This is a genomic window from Bradyrhizobium elkanii USDA 76, assembly GCF_023278185.1.
GTDB classification, from domain to species: domain Bacteria; phylum Pseudomonadota; class Alphaproteobacteria; order Rhizobiales; family Xanthobacteraceae; genus Bradyrhizobium; species Bradyrhizobium elkanii.
In genome coordinates, this window is record NZ_CP066356.1 from 1,838,980 (window position 1) to 1,854,760 (window position 15,781).

At 60.2% G+C, this 15,781-nt stretch carries 17 protein-coding genes and 1 pseudogene; 9 read left to right on the plus strand and 9 right to left on the minus strand.

The genetic code is table 11. The features are described 5' to 3' along the window. Positions 1–3: 3 nt before the first annotated feature. The 3 genes and pseudogenes from JEY66_RS08885 (at position 4) to JEY66_RS08895 (ending at position 2,456) form a co-directional block, all read left to right on the plus strand. Positions 4–903 (plus strand): LysR family transcriptional regulator, encoded by a 900-nt coding sequence (locus JEY66_RS08885; protein ID WP_016847540.1) that lies wholly within the window; start codon positions 4–6, stop codon positions 901–903. A 400-nt stretch (positions 904–1,303) separates the two neighbouring features. Then, positions 1,304–2,011, plus strand: coding sequence for a L,D-transpeptidase (locus JEY66_RS08890; protein WP_018273517.1), 708 nt, complete (start codon positions 1,304–1,306; stop codon positions 2,009–2,011). Positions 2,012–2,026: 15 nt separating this feature from the next. Then, positions 2,027–2,456 (plus strand): annotated as a pseudogene (locus tag JEY66_RS08895) (MaoC/PaaZ C-terminal domain-containing protein). Positions 2,457–2,511: 55 nt separating this feature from the next. On the opposite strand, the gene JEY66_RS08900 reads toward JEY66_RS08895, so the two are convergent. Then, complete coding sequence (locus tag JEY66_RS08900; RefSeq protein WP_016847537.1) at positions 2,512–2,745, minus strand: hypothetical protein; 234 nt, start codon at positions 2,743–2,745, stop codon at positions 2,512–2,514. Beyond that, complete coding sequence (locus JEY66_RS08905) at positions 2,717–3,025, minus strand: carboxymuconolactone decarboxylase family protein (protein WP_075969230.1); 309 nt, start codon at positions 3,023–3,025, stop codon at positions 2,717–2,719. Before JEY66_RS08905 ends, JEY66_RS08900 begins: the two co-directional genes overlap by 29 nt. Before the next feature lie 308 nt (positions 3,026–3,333). Between JEY66_RS08905 and JEY66_RS08910 the strand changes: the two genes are divergently transcribed. Then, positions 3,334–3,744: a GFA family protein gene (locus JEY66_RS08910; RefSeq protein ID WP_075969232.1), complete on the plus strand. Its 411-nt coding sequence runs from the start codon at positions 3,334–3,336 to the stop codon at positions 3,742–3,744. Positions 3,745–3,945: 201 nt separating this feature from the next. On the opposite strand, the gene JEY66_RS45295 is transcribed toward JEY66_RS08910, so the two are convergent. After that, positions 3,946–4,776, minus strand: coding sequence for an FAD-dependent monooxygenase (locus JEY66_RS45295; RefSeq protein WP_077231202.1), 831 nt, complete (start codon positions 4,774–4,776; stop codon positions 3,946–3,948). A gap of 239 nt (positions 4,777–5,015) precedes the next feature. Here JEY66_RS45295 and JEY66_RS08920 point away from each other — a divergent pair, with 239 nt between their 5' ends. The 3 genes from JEY66_RS08920 (at position 5,016) to JEY66_RS08930 (ending at position 8,697) form a co-directional block, all read left to right on the plus strand. After that, a complete protein-coding gene (locus tag JEY66_RS08920) occupies positions 5,016–7,226 on the plus strand; it encodes an ATP-binding protein (RefSeq protein ID WP_016847534.1) in 2,211 nt (736 codons plus the stop codon). Between the two features lie 598 nt (positions 7,227–7,824). Beyond that, a complete protein-coding gene (locus tag JEY66_RS08925; protein WP_016844177.1) occupies positions 7,825–7,968 on the plus strand; it encodes a hypothetical protein in 144 nt (47 codons plus the stop codon). A gap of 363 nt (positions 7,969–8,331) precedes the next feature. Further along, positions 8,332–8,697 carry a nuclear transport factor 2-like protein gene (locus JEY66_RS08930; protein WP_016844178.1) on the plus strand — a complete coding sequence of 122 codons (366 nt, stop codon included), beginning with the start codon at positions 8,332–8,334 and terminating at the stop codon, positions 8,695–8,697. A gap of 966 nt (positions 8,698–9,663) precedes the next feature. Here JEY66_RS08930 and JEY66_RS08935 read toward each other — a convergent pair. Then, the gene (locus JEY66_RS08935; protein ID WP_125459416.1) at positions 9,664–9,873 is read right to left on the minus strand and encodes a hypothetical protein; all 210 of its coding nucleotides are present in this window, start codon (positions 9,871–9,873) and stop codon (positions 9,664–9,666) included. A gap of 316 nt (positions 9,874–10,189) precedes the next feature. Here JEY66_RS08935 and JEY66_RS08940 point away from each other — a divergent pair, with 316 nt between their 5' ends. Both JEY66_RS08940 and JEY66_RS08945 read left to right on the plus strand, forming a co-directional pair. Further along, complete coding sequence (locus tag JEY66_RS08940; protein ID WP_018273514.1) at positions 10,190–10,471, plus strand: hypothetical protein; 282 nt, start codon at positions 10,190–10,192, stop codon at positions 10,469–10,471. Between the two features lie 234 nt (positions 10,472–10,705). Next, positions 10,706–10,954, plus strand: coding sequence for a hypothetical protein (locus tag JEY66_RS08945; protein WP_129965246.1), 249 nt, complete (start codon positions 10,706–10,708; stop codon positions 10,952–10,954). Positions 10,955–12,380: 1,426 nt separating this feature from the next. Here the strand turns inward: JEY66_RS08945 and JEY66_RS08955 are convergent. From JEY66_RS08955 to JEY66_RS08975, 5 genes are all read right to left on the minus strand, one after another. Continuing rightward, a complete protein-coding gene (locus tag JEY66_RS08955) occupies positions 12,381–12,989 on the minus strand; it encodes a hypothetical protein (RefSeq protein WP_016841043.1) in 609 nt (202 codons plus the stop codon). A 19-nt stretch (positions 12,990–13,008) separates the two neighbouring features. Beyond that, on the minus strand, positions 13,009–13,506 hold the full coding sequence (locus JEY66_RS08960) for an Hsp20/alpha crystallin family protein (RefSeq protein WP_026193316.1): 498 nt from the start codon (positions 13,504–13,506) through the stop codon (positions 13,009–13,011). An 84-nt stretch (positions 13,507–13,590) separates the two neighbouring features. Continuing rightward, the gene (locus JEY66_RS08965) at positions 13,591–14,040 is read right to left on the minus strand and encodes an Hsp20 family protein (RefSeq protein ID WP_016841041.1); all 450 of its coding nucleotides are present in this window, start codon (positions 14,038–14,040) and stop codon (positions 13,591–13,593) included. Positions 14,041–14,513: 473 nt separating this feature from the next. After that, a complete protein-coding gene (locus JEY66_RS08970) occupies positions 14,514–15,149 on the minus strand; it encodes a MarC family protein (protein ID WP_245376342.1) in 636 nt (211 codons plus the stop codon). A gap of 38 nt (positions 15,150–15,187) precedes the next feature. Then, the gene (locus JEY66_RS08975) at positions 15,188–15,409 is read right to left on the minus strand and encodes a hypothetical protein (RefSeq protein WP_016841039.1); all 222 of its coding nucleotides are present in this window, start codon (positions 15,407–15,409) and stop codon (positions 15,188–15,190) included. Positions 15,410–15,781 lie beyond the last annotated feature (372 nt).

The following is a 15,781-nucleotide window of genomic DNA, read 5'->3' on the forward strand; positions in this document are numbered from 1 at the left end:
CCCATGAGACTCCGCAACCTCGATCTCAATCTGCTGCTGGTGTTCGACGCGGTGCTGCGCGAGCGCAGCGTTGTGCGCGCCGCAGACAGCCTCGCCATCAGCCAGCCTGCCGTCAGTCACGCGCTCAACCGGCTGCGTCATGCGTTGAAGGACAAGCTCTTTGTCCGCACGCCCGCGGGAATGAGCCCGACCCCCAGAGCCGAGCAGCTCGCGCTTCCCGTTCGCAAGGCGCTCAACGAGCTGCAGCTCGCGGTCGAGGGTGATACCTTCGATCCCTCGACCGCGGACCGGCGCTTCACGATTGCGGTGAACAACTATGCAGCCGTGGTTGCGGTGGGTCCGATCCTGGCCGCGGTGCGCGCACAAGCACCGACTGTGCGACTGTCAATCGTGCCCAGCGGGACCCTGAATCTCACGGATCGATTGGACCGCGGCGAGCTCGATCTTGCGTTGTCGGGGCGGGCCATAGAAGGCGAGCGGTTCGCCTCGCAGCAGCTCGTCGAGGATCGCTTTGTGGCGGTGCTCCGGAGCGGCCATCCCGCGCTACGTAAGAGGTTGACGGGGGCGTCGCTTGCCGAACTGCCGCATCTAGGGATCAGCTCGAGCGGGGAGAATTTGGAGTTTGTGGATACGTTCTTGAAGGCACGGAAGAGCGCCCGCTTTGTCGCCTCCGACGTGCCGTATCTCTCCGCAGGGGCGGTTCTGGTGCAATCGAACCTCGTCGCCATCCTCGGACGCAAGCTGGCGATGGAGTTCCGCCGCGCTTATCCGATCGAGATCAGGGAGCTGCCCTTTGATGCTCCGGTTCTGCACAGTGTGATGAGCTGGCATCGGCGCTTTGACGATATGCCCGCCCACCGATGGTTGCGTAGCACAATTATTGAAACCGCCACCACCTTATGAGCCACTGTCGCGGACGACGTCTTTTCGATCCGGCGGATAGCGGCGGCGGAACATGTGGCGGGAGGCACGCCCGATTTGGCAGGTTTGGCGTCCGCCTTGAAAGGCACTTATGGGCCTGAAATGCGCCTAATTCTTTCGCCCGTATCGGCAAGCTATTGAAATCACAACAAATGCGACCGCCTTCCGAGCGCACCATAAACCCACGTTTTGCTTCGAAGTCGCCGGCCGCGACATGGATAGAAATGGCCGCAGCTGCCTGCTCCCAGGCGACAGCCAAAGGGCCATCTGTTGGTCAAGAAGGTTCAACCTCGAATGACGAAGAACTTTTTCTCCTCCCTCCCTATCCCGTATGCCAAAGTCTGGTCCGGCCGTGCAACGGGACAATGGAAAATCCGAAATCATGATCATGGACCATGGAATTGCCGACGCCGGTGCGATGGGTGAGGGCGCTCTGCCCGGGCTTCGGTCGCGGCCTCTCAACCGTCGGGCGTTTCTGTTCGGCTCCGCTGCTGGTCTCGCCGCACTGGGCCTGGCCGGTTGCGCATCCGACTACATGAGCTTGGCCGAGGCGGAGAAACTCTACGGGCCTGTGCCGAACGAGAAATTCCCGATCCCTGCGGTCGATGTTGGTAAGGTCAATCCGAAATATTTTCGCAAGACAGTGCGCTATGACAGTAGTGAGGCGCCCGGTACGATTATCGTCGATCCCAGCAAGTACTATGTTTACCGCATCGAGGGCGAGGGAAACGCGACCCGCTATGGAGCCAATGTCGGCCGCGATGGATTCCGGTGGAGCGGGGAGGCTTATGTCGGGCGCAAAGCCGAATGGCCTACCTGGACGCCACCTAAGGAGATGATCGCGCGCCAGCCGGAGGCGGGCAAATATGCTCGCGGCATGCCGGGAGGTCTCGACAATCCACTGGGTGCCCGCGTGCTCTACCTCTATCAAAATGGGGTGTACACGCTTTACACGATTTATAGCACCACCGACCCCGAAACGATTGGGAACGGCATTACGAGCGGCTGTACCGGCCTCCTCAGTCAGGACATGATCGACCTATATGCGCGAACGCCCGTCAATACGAAGGTGATCGTGCTGCCGGCATAGGCTTGCCGACACGTCTTGGCACGGCGCAGCGCCAACAGATGGACGCTCGCATCCGGTGAGGCCCAGATCACTGCGCCAGACATCAAACGCTTTGCGGCGGAGTTTGACCCGCAGCCGATGCATCTGGATGAAGCCACTGCTGCCGAGACAATTTTCTAGGGTCTTACAGCATCGGGGTGGCATTCAGCCTGAACTGCGATGCGGCTTCTCGTTGAGGCGCGCCCGTTCGGTCAACATCCGATCATCGGTCTTGGCGATGAGGTGCGTTGGATGGCTCCGGTCCGCCCGGGCGATGTACGCATGAAGGGCGAAGTCAAAGACCTGACGCCCTCGAAGACCAAACCCCAGGCACCGTGGTCATGTAATGGCGATGTACAATCGGCATGGGCAAGCCGTCTACGAGTTCACGCCCATGACGATCGTTCGCCGCCGACCGGAGACCTGATGGTGTTCGCGAGAAGTGCCTCGAATGCGAAAGCCGCGCAGGTCAGCTTTGGTCGTCACTGCATAAAAGACTCGTCGTGTATCTTCGCCGTCTCCAGGTTTACAGTGGCGAGACCCCAGATCTGCTTCTTGTTGACCCAATCATAGTTCGGAGCCGCGGTGGTGAGACGCAGATTGGCAACGAGGTCCGTCATCGGTTCATTCGATCGCGGCGTTGCAACGCCGTCAATGTGCATTGCGATGCGATGGCCGTCTTCAGTTTCAACTGCCGTCGAGGTCAGTGCGTCCATCGGCACGCAAATGGAGGTATTCGACGCCACTACGTACTTTGCCCGTGATGCGGCCTTTGATCTCTCCCTCGAAAGCGGCAGACGGGAAAGGGGTCTCACCATGCTTGAACGCCTCGCCGCTGTGCGTGTGCAGACAGAAGGTGCATCCGTTGATTTGCGAGGCTCTCGTCTTGACGAGGCCTATAAGTTTCGGCTCGAGCTTTGTTTGGGCCCATTTATCGGCGGCGCGCGTGGCCTCAATACCTTCGTTTGGGGCGGCAAGATTGATGCGGGGTGTCATTCACGGCCTCCTTTGCTGTTCGACAAGCGAGAGACGAGCGACGACATCCTTTCATGGCATGCTTTCTGATCAATTATTGGCAGACAAAAACACATGGCTTGCGCCAGTGCCGGAATCCGCCAGAACCAACAGCGGCGTTCATGCGCATAGGCGACCGCAGCAATGCTTGCGATGGGCGAGGAGGTATAAGCATCGGAAATCGTCGCCTCAGTGAAAGGCGGCGGGGCGGGAAAACGAAGGAGCTTGACCCGCGATTTGACCCATCTGGAGTTGCTGATATGTATACACCTCTGCATTGAATGGGAGCGATGAAGATGCTGACCGGCGGCTGCGCCTGTGGGAACATCCGTTACCAATGCTCAGGAGAACCGATAGTTCAGTTGATGTGCCACTGCCGGGACTGCCAGCGATCGAGTGGCACCGCATTTTCGGCGATGATGTTGTTTGCGAGCGACAAATTTCGCTATCTCAAGGGTGAGCCGGCCTTCTATGAGACCGTCGCTGAAAGCGGCCGTGAAATCCGAAGGGGCTTTTGCAACAAGTGTGGCAGTCCTATTTCCGCTCACTGGCCTACTAGACCGCAATCGTTGATCGTCGCTGTCAGTAGCCTCGATGATCCCTCAAAATTCGACCCAACTCTCGAAACCTGGGTTTCGCGCGCGGCGCCATGGCATCCTTTCCATTCCAGCACCACCAAGTTCAGCGAGGCGTCCCACTGAAGGGAGCGTTTCGATCCGTCATTGCCAGTCATTTGGCGCACTCGCCGATAAGGAGCGGAAGTCGTCAACACCACTGCGTGTGCTGCGATCCAAGATCAGGAAAGGACCCAAAACGCGAGAAACGACTGCGGACTGAAAAGCAGGGATCGTGCTTGATCGCACGATGCTTTGAGGCCGCGTGCGCGGCGCGCAACATGCCTCTCAAGCGGCTTGGCGGTGCTCGTAATTCGGAAGATGCGCCAGGTTGGCCCGGCTGAGACCCGACAGGTTCATTTCAATCTGTCGTTTGACGATTGGAACGAGATCCACGAAGGACAGTAGGACGTTGCGCGCGGCACGCTTGAAGATACCGTGCGTCGTGGCCATGTCCGTCAGCCGGCCTGCAAGGCCAAGCACCCGCGCTGCCGCCGGGCGGCGCAGGCTCTCATAGACGTCGAGCATTGTTTCAGGTCTGTTGCGCCCGACGACGCCCGCCAGAGTTTCTCCGAGCACCACGGCGTCTACCAGGCTGGTGTTCATGCCCTGACCGCCTGCCGGGCTATGAACATGTGCTGCGTCGCCCATCAGTATTAGCCGGCCGCATCGATAGGAATTTGCGAGACGATGATGCAAGCGGAAGCGCGAACTCCAGAGCACGTCAAGCACTGTTGCGTTGCTGGCCTCAGGTCCCCGCGAGTCCATCACGGCTTGAACGTCTGACTTCGACAGGTGCTCCGGCGCATTATCCATAGTTGCGACCACTCGGTAGGATCCACCCGGCAACGGAGCGACGACAACCAAGGTCGCCCCCGCGGCCAGCGCGCCGTCGTAGCCTGCGAACTGCCAAAGCAGGCTCGTGCAGCAACCCGGGTGGCCGGCCTCGGTTGAACGGCATGACCGGAAGAGTTCTCTACGAAAGCGCCAACGGCGATGTCTGGCGGCTAGTCCGCCATCCGCACTCCGGACGCCCGGCGGTTGACCATCAGCCGAGCGCCAGCTCAGGCGGACGGCGTCCATCACCGAGGTCGGACAATTCCTTCGGCCTTCCGTCATGGAACCCGAAAAGATGGCTAGGGAAGGCCGTGATGCGGTCCTTTGTTCCGCATTGTATTGACGTTCTGAACGAAATTTCGTGCCCCACCGCACCCGCCCGAAAGGGAACTCACCGCTGGGACCCTGCGTTGGCCAAGTGTACTTCTTCAGCCGCCGGGGGCCGTCAAGAAAGTCGAGCTACTGACGCCGGCCTGCCTCCTTCCAGGATGTGGCATCCGCACTTTTGTCAGGGAGCATCGATGATCGAAGCTGACGACCTCGCAAGCGCGCCCGATGAAATCAGCGCGGCCCAGTGGCGTCAGATCGTCAATGGCGCGACTGATACGGCCATCATCAGCGCCGATGAACGCGGACTCGTTACCAGCTGGAATACCGGCGCGAGCCGGATCCTTGGCTGGAGCGAACCCGAAATGCTCGGCAAGTCCTTGGACCGGATCTTTGCCGCGGACGCTGGCCAGGCGCAGTTGCGCAAAGAAATGGAAGATGCGACCGCGCACGGTAGGGGCGGCGGCCAGGAAGGCTGGCGCCTCCGCAAAGACGGGAGCCGTTTCTGGGCGGTGGGCGAACTGAGCCCGATCCGCGAGGGCGGAAAGATCGTCGGTTTCGTCAAGATCCTGCGCGACCGCACGATCCAGCGGGAGGCCGAGGAGATGATCCGTGAAGAGCGGCATTCGCTCGAAGTGCTCAATCGCGCCGGATCGGCCCTCGCCCTCGAGACTGATCTCCAGCGCCTGGTGCAAATCGTAACGGATGCGGGCGTCGAACTCAGCGGTGCCGAGTTTGGGGCGTTTTTCTACAACCTCACCAACGAGGCCGGCGAAAGCTACATGCTCTACACGCTTTCGGGAGCGCCGCTGGAGGCATTTTCGAAGTTTCCGATGCCGCGAAATACCGAAGTGTTCGCGCCGACCTTCAACGGCGAGGGCATCGTGCGCTCCGACGATATCACCAAGGATCCCCGCTATGGCAAGAATGCGCCGCGTCGAGGCATGCCCGAAGGCCATCTGCCCGTCCGGAGCTATCTCGCCGTTCCCGTGATTTCGCGGACGGGGGATGTGATCGGAGGCCTGTTCTTTGGCCACGGCAAGCCTGGCGTCTTTTCGGAGCGCTCCGAGCGGGGCCTCTCGGGGCTCGCCGCCGAAGCGGCCGTGGCAATCGACAATGTCCGTCTTTCGCAGGCGTCGCACCGCGAAATCGCAGAACGCAAGCGCGCCCAGGAGGCGCTCGTCGAGTTGAATGCCACGCTGGAAAAGCAGGTGATCGAGCGCACCGAACAGCTTAAGCGCAACGAGGAGGCGCTGCGGCAGTCCCAAAAGATGGAAGCGGTCGGGCAGTTGACGGGTGGGGTCGCCCACGACTTCAACAACCTCCTCCAGGTGATCATGGGAAATCTCGACACGTTGCAGCGTAATGTTCCTTCGGATTCCGCGCATCTGCAGCGCGCCGTGCGTCACGCGATGAATGGCGCCCAACGGGCCGCCTCGCTTACCCAGCGCCTTCTCGCGTTCTCGCGCCGCCAGCCCCTCGATCCCAAGCCGATCGACGTGAACGTTCTGGTCAACGGCCTTTCCGAGATGGTCCATCGCACGCTCGGCGAGACGATCGCCGTGGAGACCGTGCTCGGCGCCGGGTTGTGGCGCGTGGAAGCCGACCCCAATGAGCTCGAGGCTGCCATCCTCAATCTCGCCGTCAACGCTCGCGATGCCATGCCAAATGGGGGAAGGCTAACACTTGAGACCGGTAACGCCCACATCGACGAAGCCTATGTCGCGGCACATAGGGAAGTGGTGGCGGGCCAGTACGTCGTCATATCGGTCACCGACACCGGCGTTGGCATGGACCGGCAGACCGTGGCGCAAGCGTTCGAGCCATTCTTCACGACGAAACCCGTCGGCAAAGGCACGGGACTTGGGCTGAGCCAAGTGTATGGCTTCGTCAAGCAGTCGGGCGGTCATGTGAAGATTTATTCGGAACTTGGGCAGGGCACCACCGTCAAAATTTACCTGCCTCGCCTGTTAGGCGACTCGTCGGATGACACCACACCTGATGAGACGCTCAATCCGGAGGCGACCCAGGAAGAGACCATTCTCGTCGTCGAGGACGACGCCGACGTCAGAGCCTACTCTGTCGACAGCCTCCGCGAGCTGGGCTATCGCGTGCTGGAGGCCCATGATGGGCCGGCGGCTCTGCGGATCCTAGACCGGCAACCCCGAGTGGATCTCCTGTTTACAGACGTGGTCCTTCCGGGCGGTATGACGGGCGCGCAGGTCGCCGCTCAAGCCAGAGCCATCCGCCCCTCCTTGAAGGTGCTGTTCACTACCGGATATGCCCGCAACTCGATCATTCATCACGGCCGGCTCGATAAGGGCGTGCAATTGATCGTCAAGCCCTTCAGCTTCAATGAACTGGCCGCCAAGGTACGCGACGTGATGGATCAAGTCGAAAACTGAGCGATGGGGCGCGCAGCAGAACGAGTTGGCTTTTCTGCCGTGACACGACAAGGATGATCATCGGCATCGAGCATTGGCCGTGGCGGCACCGATCGGGTCAAGTCAGCGCGGCGGCCGACGCTCGCGGGCGAGCCAGCCCACCGCATCTGACTTCACGGGGTCAACCTCGATCGTAACCTTTTCCGTCCCGCCGCAGGTAGAGCACTCGAACGTACGGTCCTCGAATCCCCGCTCGCCGGAAGAGATACGCGACAGCGCGAGCCCGTGCTTGCACACCGGGCACATCGGTCGATCGTTTAGGAACTCCATGCGGCTGGCCTCGAAGGCAACATCGCAGGCGCTGCGGAGGACGGTTCGACTCTTACGCCTGGAGGAGGCCGCCGCCTTTGGCTATCCTCGCGAGCGCTAGTTCTGAATAGCGGGCCGTGAGACCTTTGGCTATCCGCGACAGGCGCCGTAGTTCAACGGCGGGCGACGGTCCCTGCAGTTCAATGGGGCAGCACGATTATCGTTCCTTCGACCTGCCCCGGTCGCCGCTGAAACCGCCGACGTCCGCCGACGTTGCTTTCAGGGGGTGGGTCGCAACGAGATTGCTCCGATGCTGGGGGGCGTCGACATCGGTCCGCAACACAGCGGGTCAATTGTGCGGGAATCGGCGGGCGGCTGCATCAAGGAAAAGCCGGAATTGTCGCCCGCCCTGCGTCTGCAATTGGAGCGGCTCCCGAAAACCGAAGCCCCCTGACTCGGCCCCCTCGGCTCGCCGATCTGTGTTCACGCGGTAGCCGGCGCCCGCCCACCGTCGGTGATGCGATACTCGATATCTCCGGATGGAAGCGGTTCGGTTTCCACGTGACCGGGCTCCACGAGCCGCGCCGCGATTTCGTGGTCGAACGTCGGTGGGTTGACCAAGGATTCGCCGATGCGCTTCCTCAGAAAATCGCGCTCCAGTCAGCTCCATCTTCGCGCTCCTCTGCGATCTCTTCCGGCGCCGCTGCGGGACCCGGTCGGCGCAAGAAGGACTCGATTCCGGAACCCGGCGCGGTTCACCTGCAGTTCAGGCCGGAACGCCTAGTCTGCGATGGGGCGTTGCAGAAAGAGGGCCGTGATGGGTGCACCCGAGACTTTCGATGCCATGGCCATCGTCGTCGATTTGCTCGACGCGTGCCGGGACCGGCGAATGTCCGATCTGCTCGGCCTGTACGACGAAGACACCACCGTGGAATGCTGCGAAGGCGGGAGGTTCGAGGGCAGGCGGGCATTGCGTTCCTATTGGACGCTGAGGTTGGCGGATCAGCCTCCCGGCCCCTTCCAGATCGAGGCGATCGTGCCGGAAGACGGCGGCATCTACCTCGAGTACCGCGATGCAGGGGGACGGCTGTTCCGGACGCGTCTCCGCTTGAACACCGCCGGCAAGATCGTGCACTCGACCTGCAATCCGCTGGTCACCAACGATGAGGCGTTTACGGTTTGATGCCGTGACGACTGTCCGTTCGCGGCTGCCTAAGCCGACCGCTCCAGCTGCCGCCGTTGTCGATGCGCCGTCGCCCCTCGCGTCTGCTCGGTCGCTGTGCCGGGATCGCGCTTTCGAGCAGGCGTGGCGGAGGGCGGTCAGTGCATCGGGCTGCGGCGGCGCGGATACAGCTGAGACCTCCGGCGCGACCGGCTGGGGGGCCGACGATTCCGCAACACTGAGGATCTCGCGGCCGGCGTCGGTCAGCTGCCAGCCCGTTTCGTCCCGCAGCACCAAGCGCTGCCCGAGGTCCAGGTCCGGCACGCGGGCCGCGAGACCGTGATACCCGAGCCAGCCCCGATCCTTCGGGTACTCCAAGCCAGCCCAATACTCAGCCGGCGGCGCCTTGTCCTGGTAGAGCATCGGATAGTTGATCTCTTCGATGCAGATCCGGCCATCCTGGATCGGCTCGAAGGCGCGTGCTCCATGATCCTGCGCGCGGCTTTTTCGGATTCGGAGTAGGGGCGGTCGCCAACGTGTTTCATTGCTATGAATTTAGAGAGTCACAAACGGCCGCAGCAACCTTTGGGGCCAAGAGGCTGTCGCTGGGGCCGCTGTCTCGGCCGGTTCGCTCCGGCCGACTCGCGAATGAAACCGTGTCAGCTTTACACGAGCAGAGCAATTGCAACGATTGCGAAAGGGCAAAGGCCCAAGAGGACATGCCTACGCGGACGAATGTTTCGGCCATGGCACACCCCGACAGTGCAGCATTTGTCACATAGCTTAAGCCCGGGCGTCTCTCGCTGAAAGCGCAATTTATGCCGGATGCACGTAGCCCGAATAGGCTATAAAACCGCGCGTCCAAAGCGCTCCTCGCAGACGCTAGGACTTATTGTTTTAATGTCTTGGGTTCAAATGGGTTCAAATCGGCGGAGAGCCGCCGACTCAGCCCCAAGGGGCTGCATGGAACTTCCGCTGCCAAAGCCACTAATAGCGAGCCAAATTGGCAGGTCCCCTACCTACGAGATGCTTGTCGATTGTCCGTTTCGCTGCAGCGATCGCTTCCTGGGTACGTTGATAGGTCATTGTTCTGATCGTTTGTGCGCCAGCGATCGGCGTCGCTTCCACCAAGAACCCGCCGCCGGGTTGCTCGATAATCACCAATCGGTGCGCTAGATATTCAAGTTCGTCCGTCACGTTGGTGATCTCGTTCTGGATTTCGGAACAAGCGGGTAAGGCCCGGAATGTTCCAAATGTCGAGGTTGGTCTTCCGGGCGCAGCAAGCTCTGCGTTGGTGTCAGCGCTCTCACAACTCGATGGCGGCCGCTCCGGCTTTAGGTGGTTTGTCTGACCAGGGCGCGACGCCGCCCGCTTAAAATACACACGGGCCGTTGGCTCTAGCCCCAGGAGTGCAAAATCCTGACGAGTTGATGACTGCGGGACCGAAAAAGGCAGATTCTTTGAGGAGGCCCGCGACAGGCTGGGTATTACGGAGATTTGCGAGCAAATAACCTTGCTCGATCGACAGCTCCAACCATTGGCGAATAGAATTGACGAACTGCCCGTCACGTCGATCGGCGGACTGAAGGCAAAAGCACTCGTTGCATTCTGGCACGCCAGTCCGCTTTGTGCGGGCGATCACGAGGTTTACTTCCAAGACGAGGCTGCCTTTCAGAGGCTGTTCATTGCAGTTGCTGAGTTCTGTGGACTTGCGGGTAGTGTTCGGGCCACGGGCTATGCAATGCCCGAATGGCCGAACGTCGAGCAGCAAGATGAAGAGGACGAGGCGGTCTGAAACGGGCTAGCTCGCGCTGGTTCAAGAAAAAACGCCGCCGGTCTCAAAAATGCACGCCCGGCGGCGTTTCCTTCCTGAACTGGGACGCTGAAATTCCCAGCACTAAGCAAACTGCAGGGGCTGTGCCACGGGCCAATGACGCATCAAGTGCGCGTGATATGTGAGGCCGTTCACACGCGATCATCGCGAGTCGGCCTAACGCATCCATGGGTGGCAACTCGGTGTCGGAGAATCATGATGCCGTTTTTCAGCAGCCAAAGCTTGCCGTCAGCAGCCGCCGCTTCAATGCTCAGTATTCTCGTCGTGGCAGCGCTCGCCTTTTCGGCTGTTGGTTATGTGGAGTGGTCATCGGGCGTTAATCTGACCCATTTCATGGGCCGGACTGCCGCGGATGCCTCAACGCCGGTTCTACCGCTCAAGGGGCGAACAGGTTGCGAGCAGGGCAATAGGCCGCTGCCCGCGCTTTCTCTGCCGCTCGAATGACGCTGACCTTAAGCGACAGCGCCCAATGTCCCTAGGAGACTAAACCGCCAGACGGGCAGGCAGGGCCTCATCGCCTGCTGGCGACGTGCATCGGCGAGTTTGTGCCTGGCTCGGGCGCCCCCATAGTTGCCCATATGGCAATGCCGATGGCCAGCGCTAACAGCACGGTCTTTGTAGCAATCTTGTCGCCAGACATCTTGAGACGCCTCTCATGCGTCAGCGCGGCAAATCTCAAAAACTACGCCGCCGGGCCCGAAATGGTTTGTCCCGGCGGCGCCCTGTCATTCCCAGCGCTAGGGCCCTGAAACTCCCAACGTCACTTGCTTAGCAGGTACCCGGAGTGACTTCTGTTGCCTAACTCACACAAAGTCCAAAAGAGGACGCTCAGGGCCGGTGCGCCAGCTCCTCCGAAACGTGACCGTGCTGCGTCCCCAACGGTCCCGTCCCTCAGAGAAGCCTGCGCCGATCACGTTGCTGATTTGCTAACGGCTCGGGAACAAGTGGGAATGCGAAGAGTCAATTCGTTGCTCCCGCGATCAGGTGCCCCCCCGACCGGGAGTTCAGTGGCGACCCTGGTGCCCCCAGCGCCGGGGTCGCTTGTATGCGTCCCCCCGAGGCCCTCGGCAAGTGCGCTGCGACGTCGAGTGCAATTCAGGCTGCCGCGGATGTACCGGCATTCTGCCTGAACCGAGGTGGCTCTTGCTCACCGGCGCCCGCGCCCCAGCAGACGACACGACCGCCTCAGCGATCCCCAAGCTGGGGCCGTTTTCGCGTTTTGTGTGTAGAATTGGCCGCGGGCGCGGAAGACCCGCCATCGGGGCCCGGGCTGTTGCGGCGAACAGGGAGGCGATTGGGGAGCGTTTGCCGTCGACCAGATGGGCTTACAGGCACCTGCGGGATTGCTTGCCATCCCACCAACATGCCCGCCACCGTTCCAGCCGACGTCGACAAGGCCCTCAAGGCCGGCAACCCACCGCCGTCCAGTCTCTCCGCAGAGGAACGACGCGCCTATGAACAGCTGGTCAGCACTCTGGCGCGAACATGCTCACCGGAGGTCACCCATGAAAAGATTGGAGGCGATGCGTCAGTTTTCGGCGTAGCTCGAGTGGTAGGCTTTAGCCCACGAGCGATGGGAGTGCTATGATCACAATTGTCAATTTGGGATTGGAGGACGTTTGATTAGTGCTCGACCAAATGCGCCGATCATTGCTGCGGCCTCATGATCCCCACGATCACCGAGAATGCGATGAAGCGTCCTGGCACTTTCTTGGAATACGGGCAAAAGCGATGGGTCACGTTCGCACAAGACACCTGCGATACACAGCGCAAGGGCCTCCATACCCATCTTCGCTTGAGCTAACGGATCTGCTGCCATCTTTTCCTGCCTCCATCGACAGTTTAATCGTACACGCCCGATCCCCGAGGCTCAGTTTGTGTGACGACGCTCGCTCCTGGAGGCGATCAAGCCCTTTAATTCCTCGACAAGACGCCGCCTGATGAAGTTGCGTTCTGCGTCAGTCAGTTGAGTGTCCAACAGCCGCCGGTACCGCCGTACATTTGCTTCGCGAGTCCATCGAGCATCCGCGTGGGATACTCTCAACGGCCGATGCCGCTTCGTCGCAGCATGTCGTTCGGAATCGCAAACGGCGCGCACCGGCTTGCTCAACCGAGGCAGCTGCATTGCCATTCCGCCGCGCGGCGGCGGATCCTCCTCGCTGTCCAGCCGCTTCAGGGCCGCGAGGATGTCGGCAAGGCGCAACCGATGTGGAATGCCAGGGATCTCCCGCAGGGTCGGTTGCGATTCGATGACGTACATATCCGATGCCCAGGACGATAGGATGACCCGCTTCTCGTCTGTCGAGAGCCGCGCGTCATTCAATACATCGCCAGGTGAATTATAGTGAGATACTGGATGGAAAATCGGCTCATTGAGGTTGGCATTACGATTGGCTTGGCTCATGGCGTGTCTCCTGTTTCTCCTTTCGTCCAGAGACGCGTTGCTAAAGGCTTGAATATAGAGGTTGGCGACGGTCATACGCCGCCGACCTCTGACGTTAGTTGCTGTTGATCGCGATACGCTTGACGTTCGACCTTGACTGCTCGGACCTCGGCAGCGTCACGGTGAGGACGCCGTTCTTGAAGTCGGCCTTCGCCTTATCTTCCTCGACGCCATCAAGCGGAATCTGGCGCTCGAAAGAGCCGTAGTATCGCTCGCTGACGAACTTGGAATCGTCGCTGCGTTCGGCTTTCCTTTCACCCCGGATTGACAGGATGCCATTGGCGATTTCAACCTGGACATCCTTTTCGCTGAGGCCTGGAAGCTCGGCGGAAACCGTAACCTCCTTATCGGTTTCATTCAGTTCAAGGCGTGGCCAACTAAACTGGCCCTCCATCAACGGAGCGTTGATGCGACCGAATGAGCCGAAGCCGCGAAAGGCGTCATCGAACAGACGGTTCATCTCACGGTGAAGCGTGAGAAACGGATCGAATGCCTCTCGTCCGGTTGAGAGTTCTTGCCCTTTGCCCCAGGGAACGAGATCCCGAATACCCATGATATCCTCCTTAACTTGACATGCAGCTGGTCAGCGCACGGACGGTTACCGTCCGTGCGTGTTTTGGCCCAATAGGAAGCGGGCTCAGGCCGCCTTCTGCGTGATTTGTCCGCCAGGAGCGCCACTTCCGATGGCAATACGCCGAGGCTTCATGGCCTCGGGGATTTCGCGCACGAGCTCGATCCGCAGCAGACCGTTCTCGACCATTGCCGACTTGACCTGCACGTAGTCGGCGAGGTTGAACTGTCGCTTGAACGGACGCGCCGAGATACCCTGATAGAGGTATTCGTGCTGGTCCTTGTCGCCCTTGCGGCCTTCCACGGTCAGCACGTTCTGCTCAGCCGTCACCGAAATCTCGTCCTGGTTGAAGCCGGCCAGTGCGACCGAGATCTGGTAGCGGTCCTCTCCGAGCCGCTCGATATTGTAGGGCGGGTAGTTGTCTTCGGGCCGATGCTGGGTTTCGTCGAGCAGATCGATGAGGCGGTCGAATCCAATACTCGAACGCCACAGGGGAGTGAAATCGTATGTCCTCATAGCCAAGTCCTCCAGAGAGCAAGATGGATACGAAGGAGCGCAAGACGATCGTTGCAAGACACCTGTCCGGCGCCCTGGTTGCTTTGCCGAGCCCAACCTGGCGCCCGGCACCGCCCGTAAAGCGGCAAAAATCCAATTAGAAAAACGGCGATCAGTTTCAAGAGCGTTCGCAAAAATTTTTTGGCTTGGTTTTAGTCGGGTTATTCTGGCCCGCGCACCGGAACCGAGTTCGGGCAGTTGGCTCGCGAGGCACGCCCGCCATCTGCGCCGGGTCGGGAGACCGCTCAATGCTGAACCTCGCGCGAGACCGGAGAGGTTTGCACTTTGTCCCCGGGCGTGCCGGCCCCATTGCGGTATTTCCATTTGCTCTGGAGCCGGCTGCCGTGCAAAGGCTCACCACGAAGGCACGCGTCATGTGAGATCCGTTGCGCAGCCGGCGCGGAAGCCTAGCTTGCAACTGGCCTGTCAGAATCTCAGCCGGCCAATCCGGGCAATTCGCTCCGCAGGCCAGTCATAATGAAGTGCACGCCTATCGCCGCTACAATGAGCGCCATGGTGCGGGTCATAACGTTGATCCCGGTTTTTCCCAGGAACCGCTCGATCGCCGCCGCCGTCCAGAGTGTCAATCCGATCAGGAATGTTGCGATGATTGACGCCGCAGCAAGCAGCGCCTTCGCAAGCCAGCCAGGATTATCATTGGAAAGGGTGATCATGATGCCGACTTGGGCTGGTCCGACGAGCAAAGGGAATGCAAACGGTGTTATCGCCATTCCATGGATATCTACTTCGCTGCTGTCAACTCCGCTGGTTGATTGCAAGAATTTCCCATACTGTGCCTGAAACATCTCGAGCGCGATGACCAGTGCAAGCAACCCGCCTGCGATACGAAAGTCATCGAGACCGACATTGAAAAAGCCGAGGATCTGCTTGCCGAGGACCGCGGCTCCCACAAAGAAAACCGCAACCGCCGTGCATGCCAAGACGATGATACGATGGATATTTGCGCTTCGCGCCTGCCGCGTGATCGCAAGAAATACTGGAATGGCTCCGACCGGACTCGTCAGCGCATAGAGCAGCATCGTGATTCCGACGAACTGATTCCAAAGCATAGTCGTAGCCCACCTCTGACAGCTGAACGCCGCCGCCCTCAATCCTTTTCGATGGTAATTTGTGAGTCAGCTGCGAGGCCAGCCAGTGAACTCACTATTGTACGACGCAAAACGTCATCTGAAATGTCGGCGGGTTTACACACGATAATGCGTGGCGCCTCGCTACGACCGGCCCAGACCAAGCTGTATTTGTGAATCAAACCGCCCGACTTGATGCTTTCAAGGGCCTCGGTAAGTAAATCGTGAAGCTGTGCCGTCATGATGGAGCCCGCAGTTAGGTGCCCAACGTCTCCAATTCAGTCATTTCCAATTCGCAACATCGCGCGAGCGAGCTCGAGCTCACTGATTGCCTGGCGCAATGCCGGCGGGCCGCACTCTTGTCGCCGTTCGCACAGGCTGCGCTCAATTCAGCAAGGTGTCGACGCGCCGTCTCCGCGTGCGCACAAGATCCGCAGCCCCTGCAAAGCTGGATCCCCGTTTCGGGTCCATGGTCAAATTGTCTCCGAGGACCTTTCGGCAAGCTGAAGCTTGCCCACAACAGACGATAGGAGCAGAGTCAGCCATTTCAAGGGTTCTTGGCGATGGTCGCAGCCCGGAAGGCTTGTGATTGTAGAGCCGCTCAGATTTCGGTC

Bases quoted from the DNA above. Each gene is read 5' to 3' on its own strand.
- JEY66_RS08885 (WP_016847540.1), top strand. From the start codon at position 4: ATGAGACTCCGCAACCTCGATCTCAATCTGCTGCTGGTGTTCGACGCG.
- JEY66_RS08890 (WP_018273517.1), top strand. From the start codon at position 1,304: ATGATCATGGACCATGGAATTGCCGACGCCGGTGCGATGGGTGAGGGC.
- JEY66_RS08900 (WP_016847537.1), bottom strand. From the start codon at position 2,745: ATGGACGCACTGACCTCGACGGCAGTTGAAACTGAAGACGGCCATCGC.
- JEY66_RS08905 (WP_075969230.1), bottom strand. From the start codon at position 3,025: ATGACACCCCGCATCAATCTTGCCGCCCCAAACGAAGGTATTGAGGCC.
- JEY66_RS08910 (WP_075969232.1), top strand. From the start codon at position 3,334: ATGAAGATGCTGACCGGCGGCTGCGCCTGTGGGAACATCCGTTACCAA.
- JEY66_RS45295 (WP_077231202.1), bottom strand. From the start codon at position 4,776: ATGACGGAAGGCCGAAGGAATTGTCCGACCTCGGTGATGGACGCCGTC.
- JEY66_RS08920 (WP_016847534.1), top strand. From the start codon at position 5,016: ATGATCGAAGCTGACGACCTCGCAAGCGCGCCCGATGAAATCAGCGCG.
- JEY66_RS08925 (WP_016844177.1), top strand. From the start codon at position 7,825: ATGCTGGGGGGCGTCGACATCGGTCCGCAACACAGCGGGTCAATTGTG.
- JEY66_RS08930 (WP_016844178.1), top strand. From the start codon at position 8,332: ATGGGTGCACCCGAGACTTTCGATGCCATGGCCATCGTCGTCGATTTG.
- JEY66_RS08945 (WP_129965246.1), top strand. From the start codon at position 10,706: ATGATGCCGTTTTTCAGCAGCCAAAGCTTGCCGTCAGCAGCCGCCGCT.
- JEY66_RS08955 (WP_016841043.1), bottom strand. From the start codon at position 12,989: ATGACCGTCGCCAACCTCTATATTCAAGCCTTTAGCAACGCGTCTCTG.
- JEY66_RS08960 (WP_026193316.1), bottom strand. From the start codon at position 13,506: ATGGGTATTCGGGATCTCGTTCCCTGGGGCAAAGGGCAAGAACTCTCA.
- JEY66_RS08965 (WP_016841041.1), bottom strand. From the start codon at position 14,040: ATGAGGACATACGATTTCACTCCCCTGTGGCGTTCGAGTATTGGATTC.
- JEY66_RS08970 (WP_245376342.1), bottom strand. From the start codon at position 15,149: ATGCTTTGGAATCAGTTCGTCGGAATCACGATGCTGCTCTATGCGCTG.
- JEY66_RS08975 (WP_016841039.1), bottom strand. From the start codon at position 15,409: ATGACGGCACAGCTTCACGATTTACTTACCGAGGCCCTTGAAAGCATC.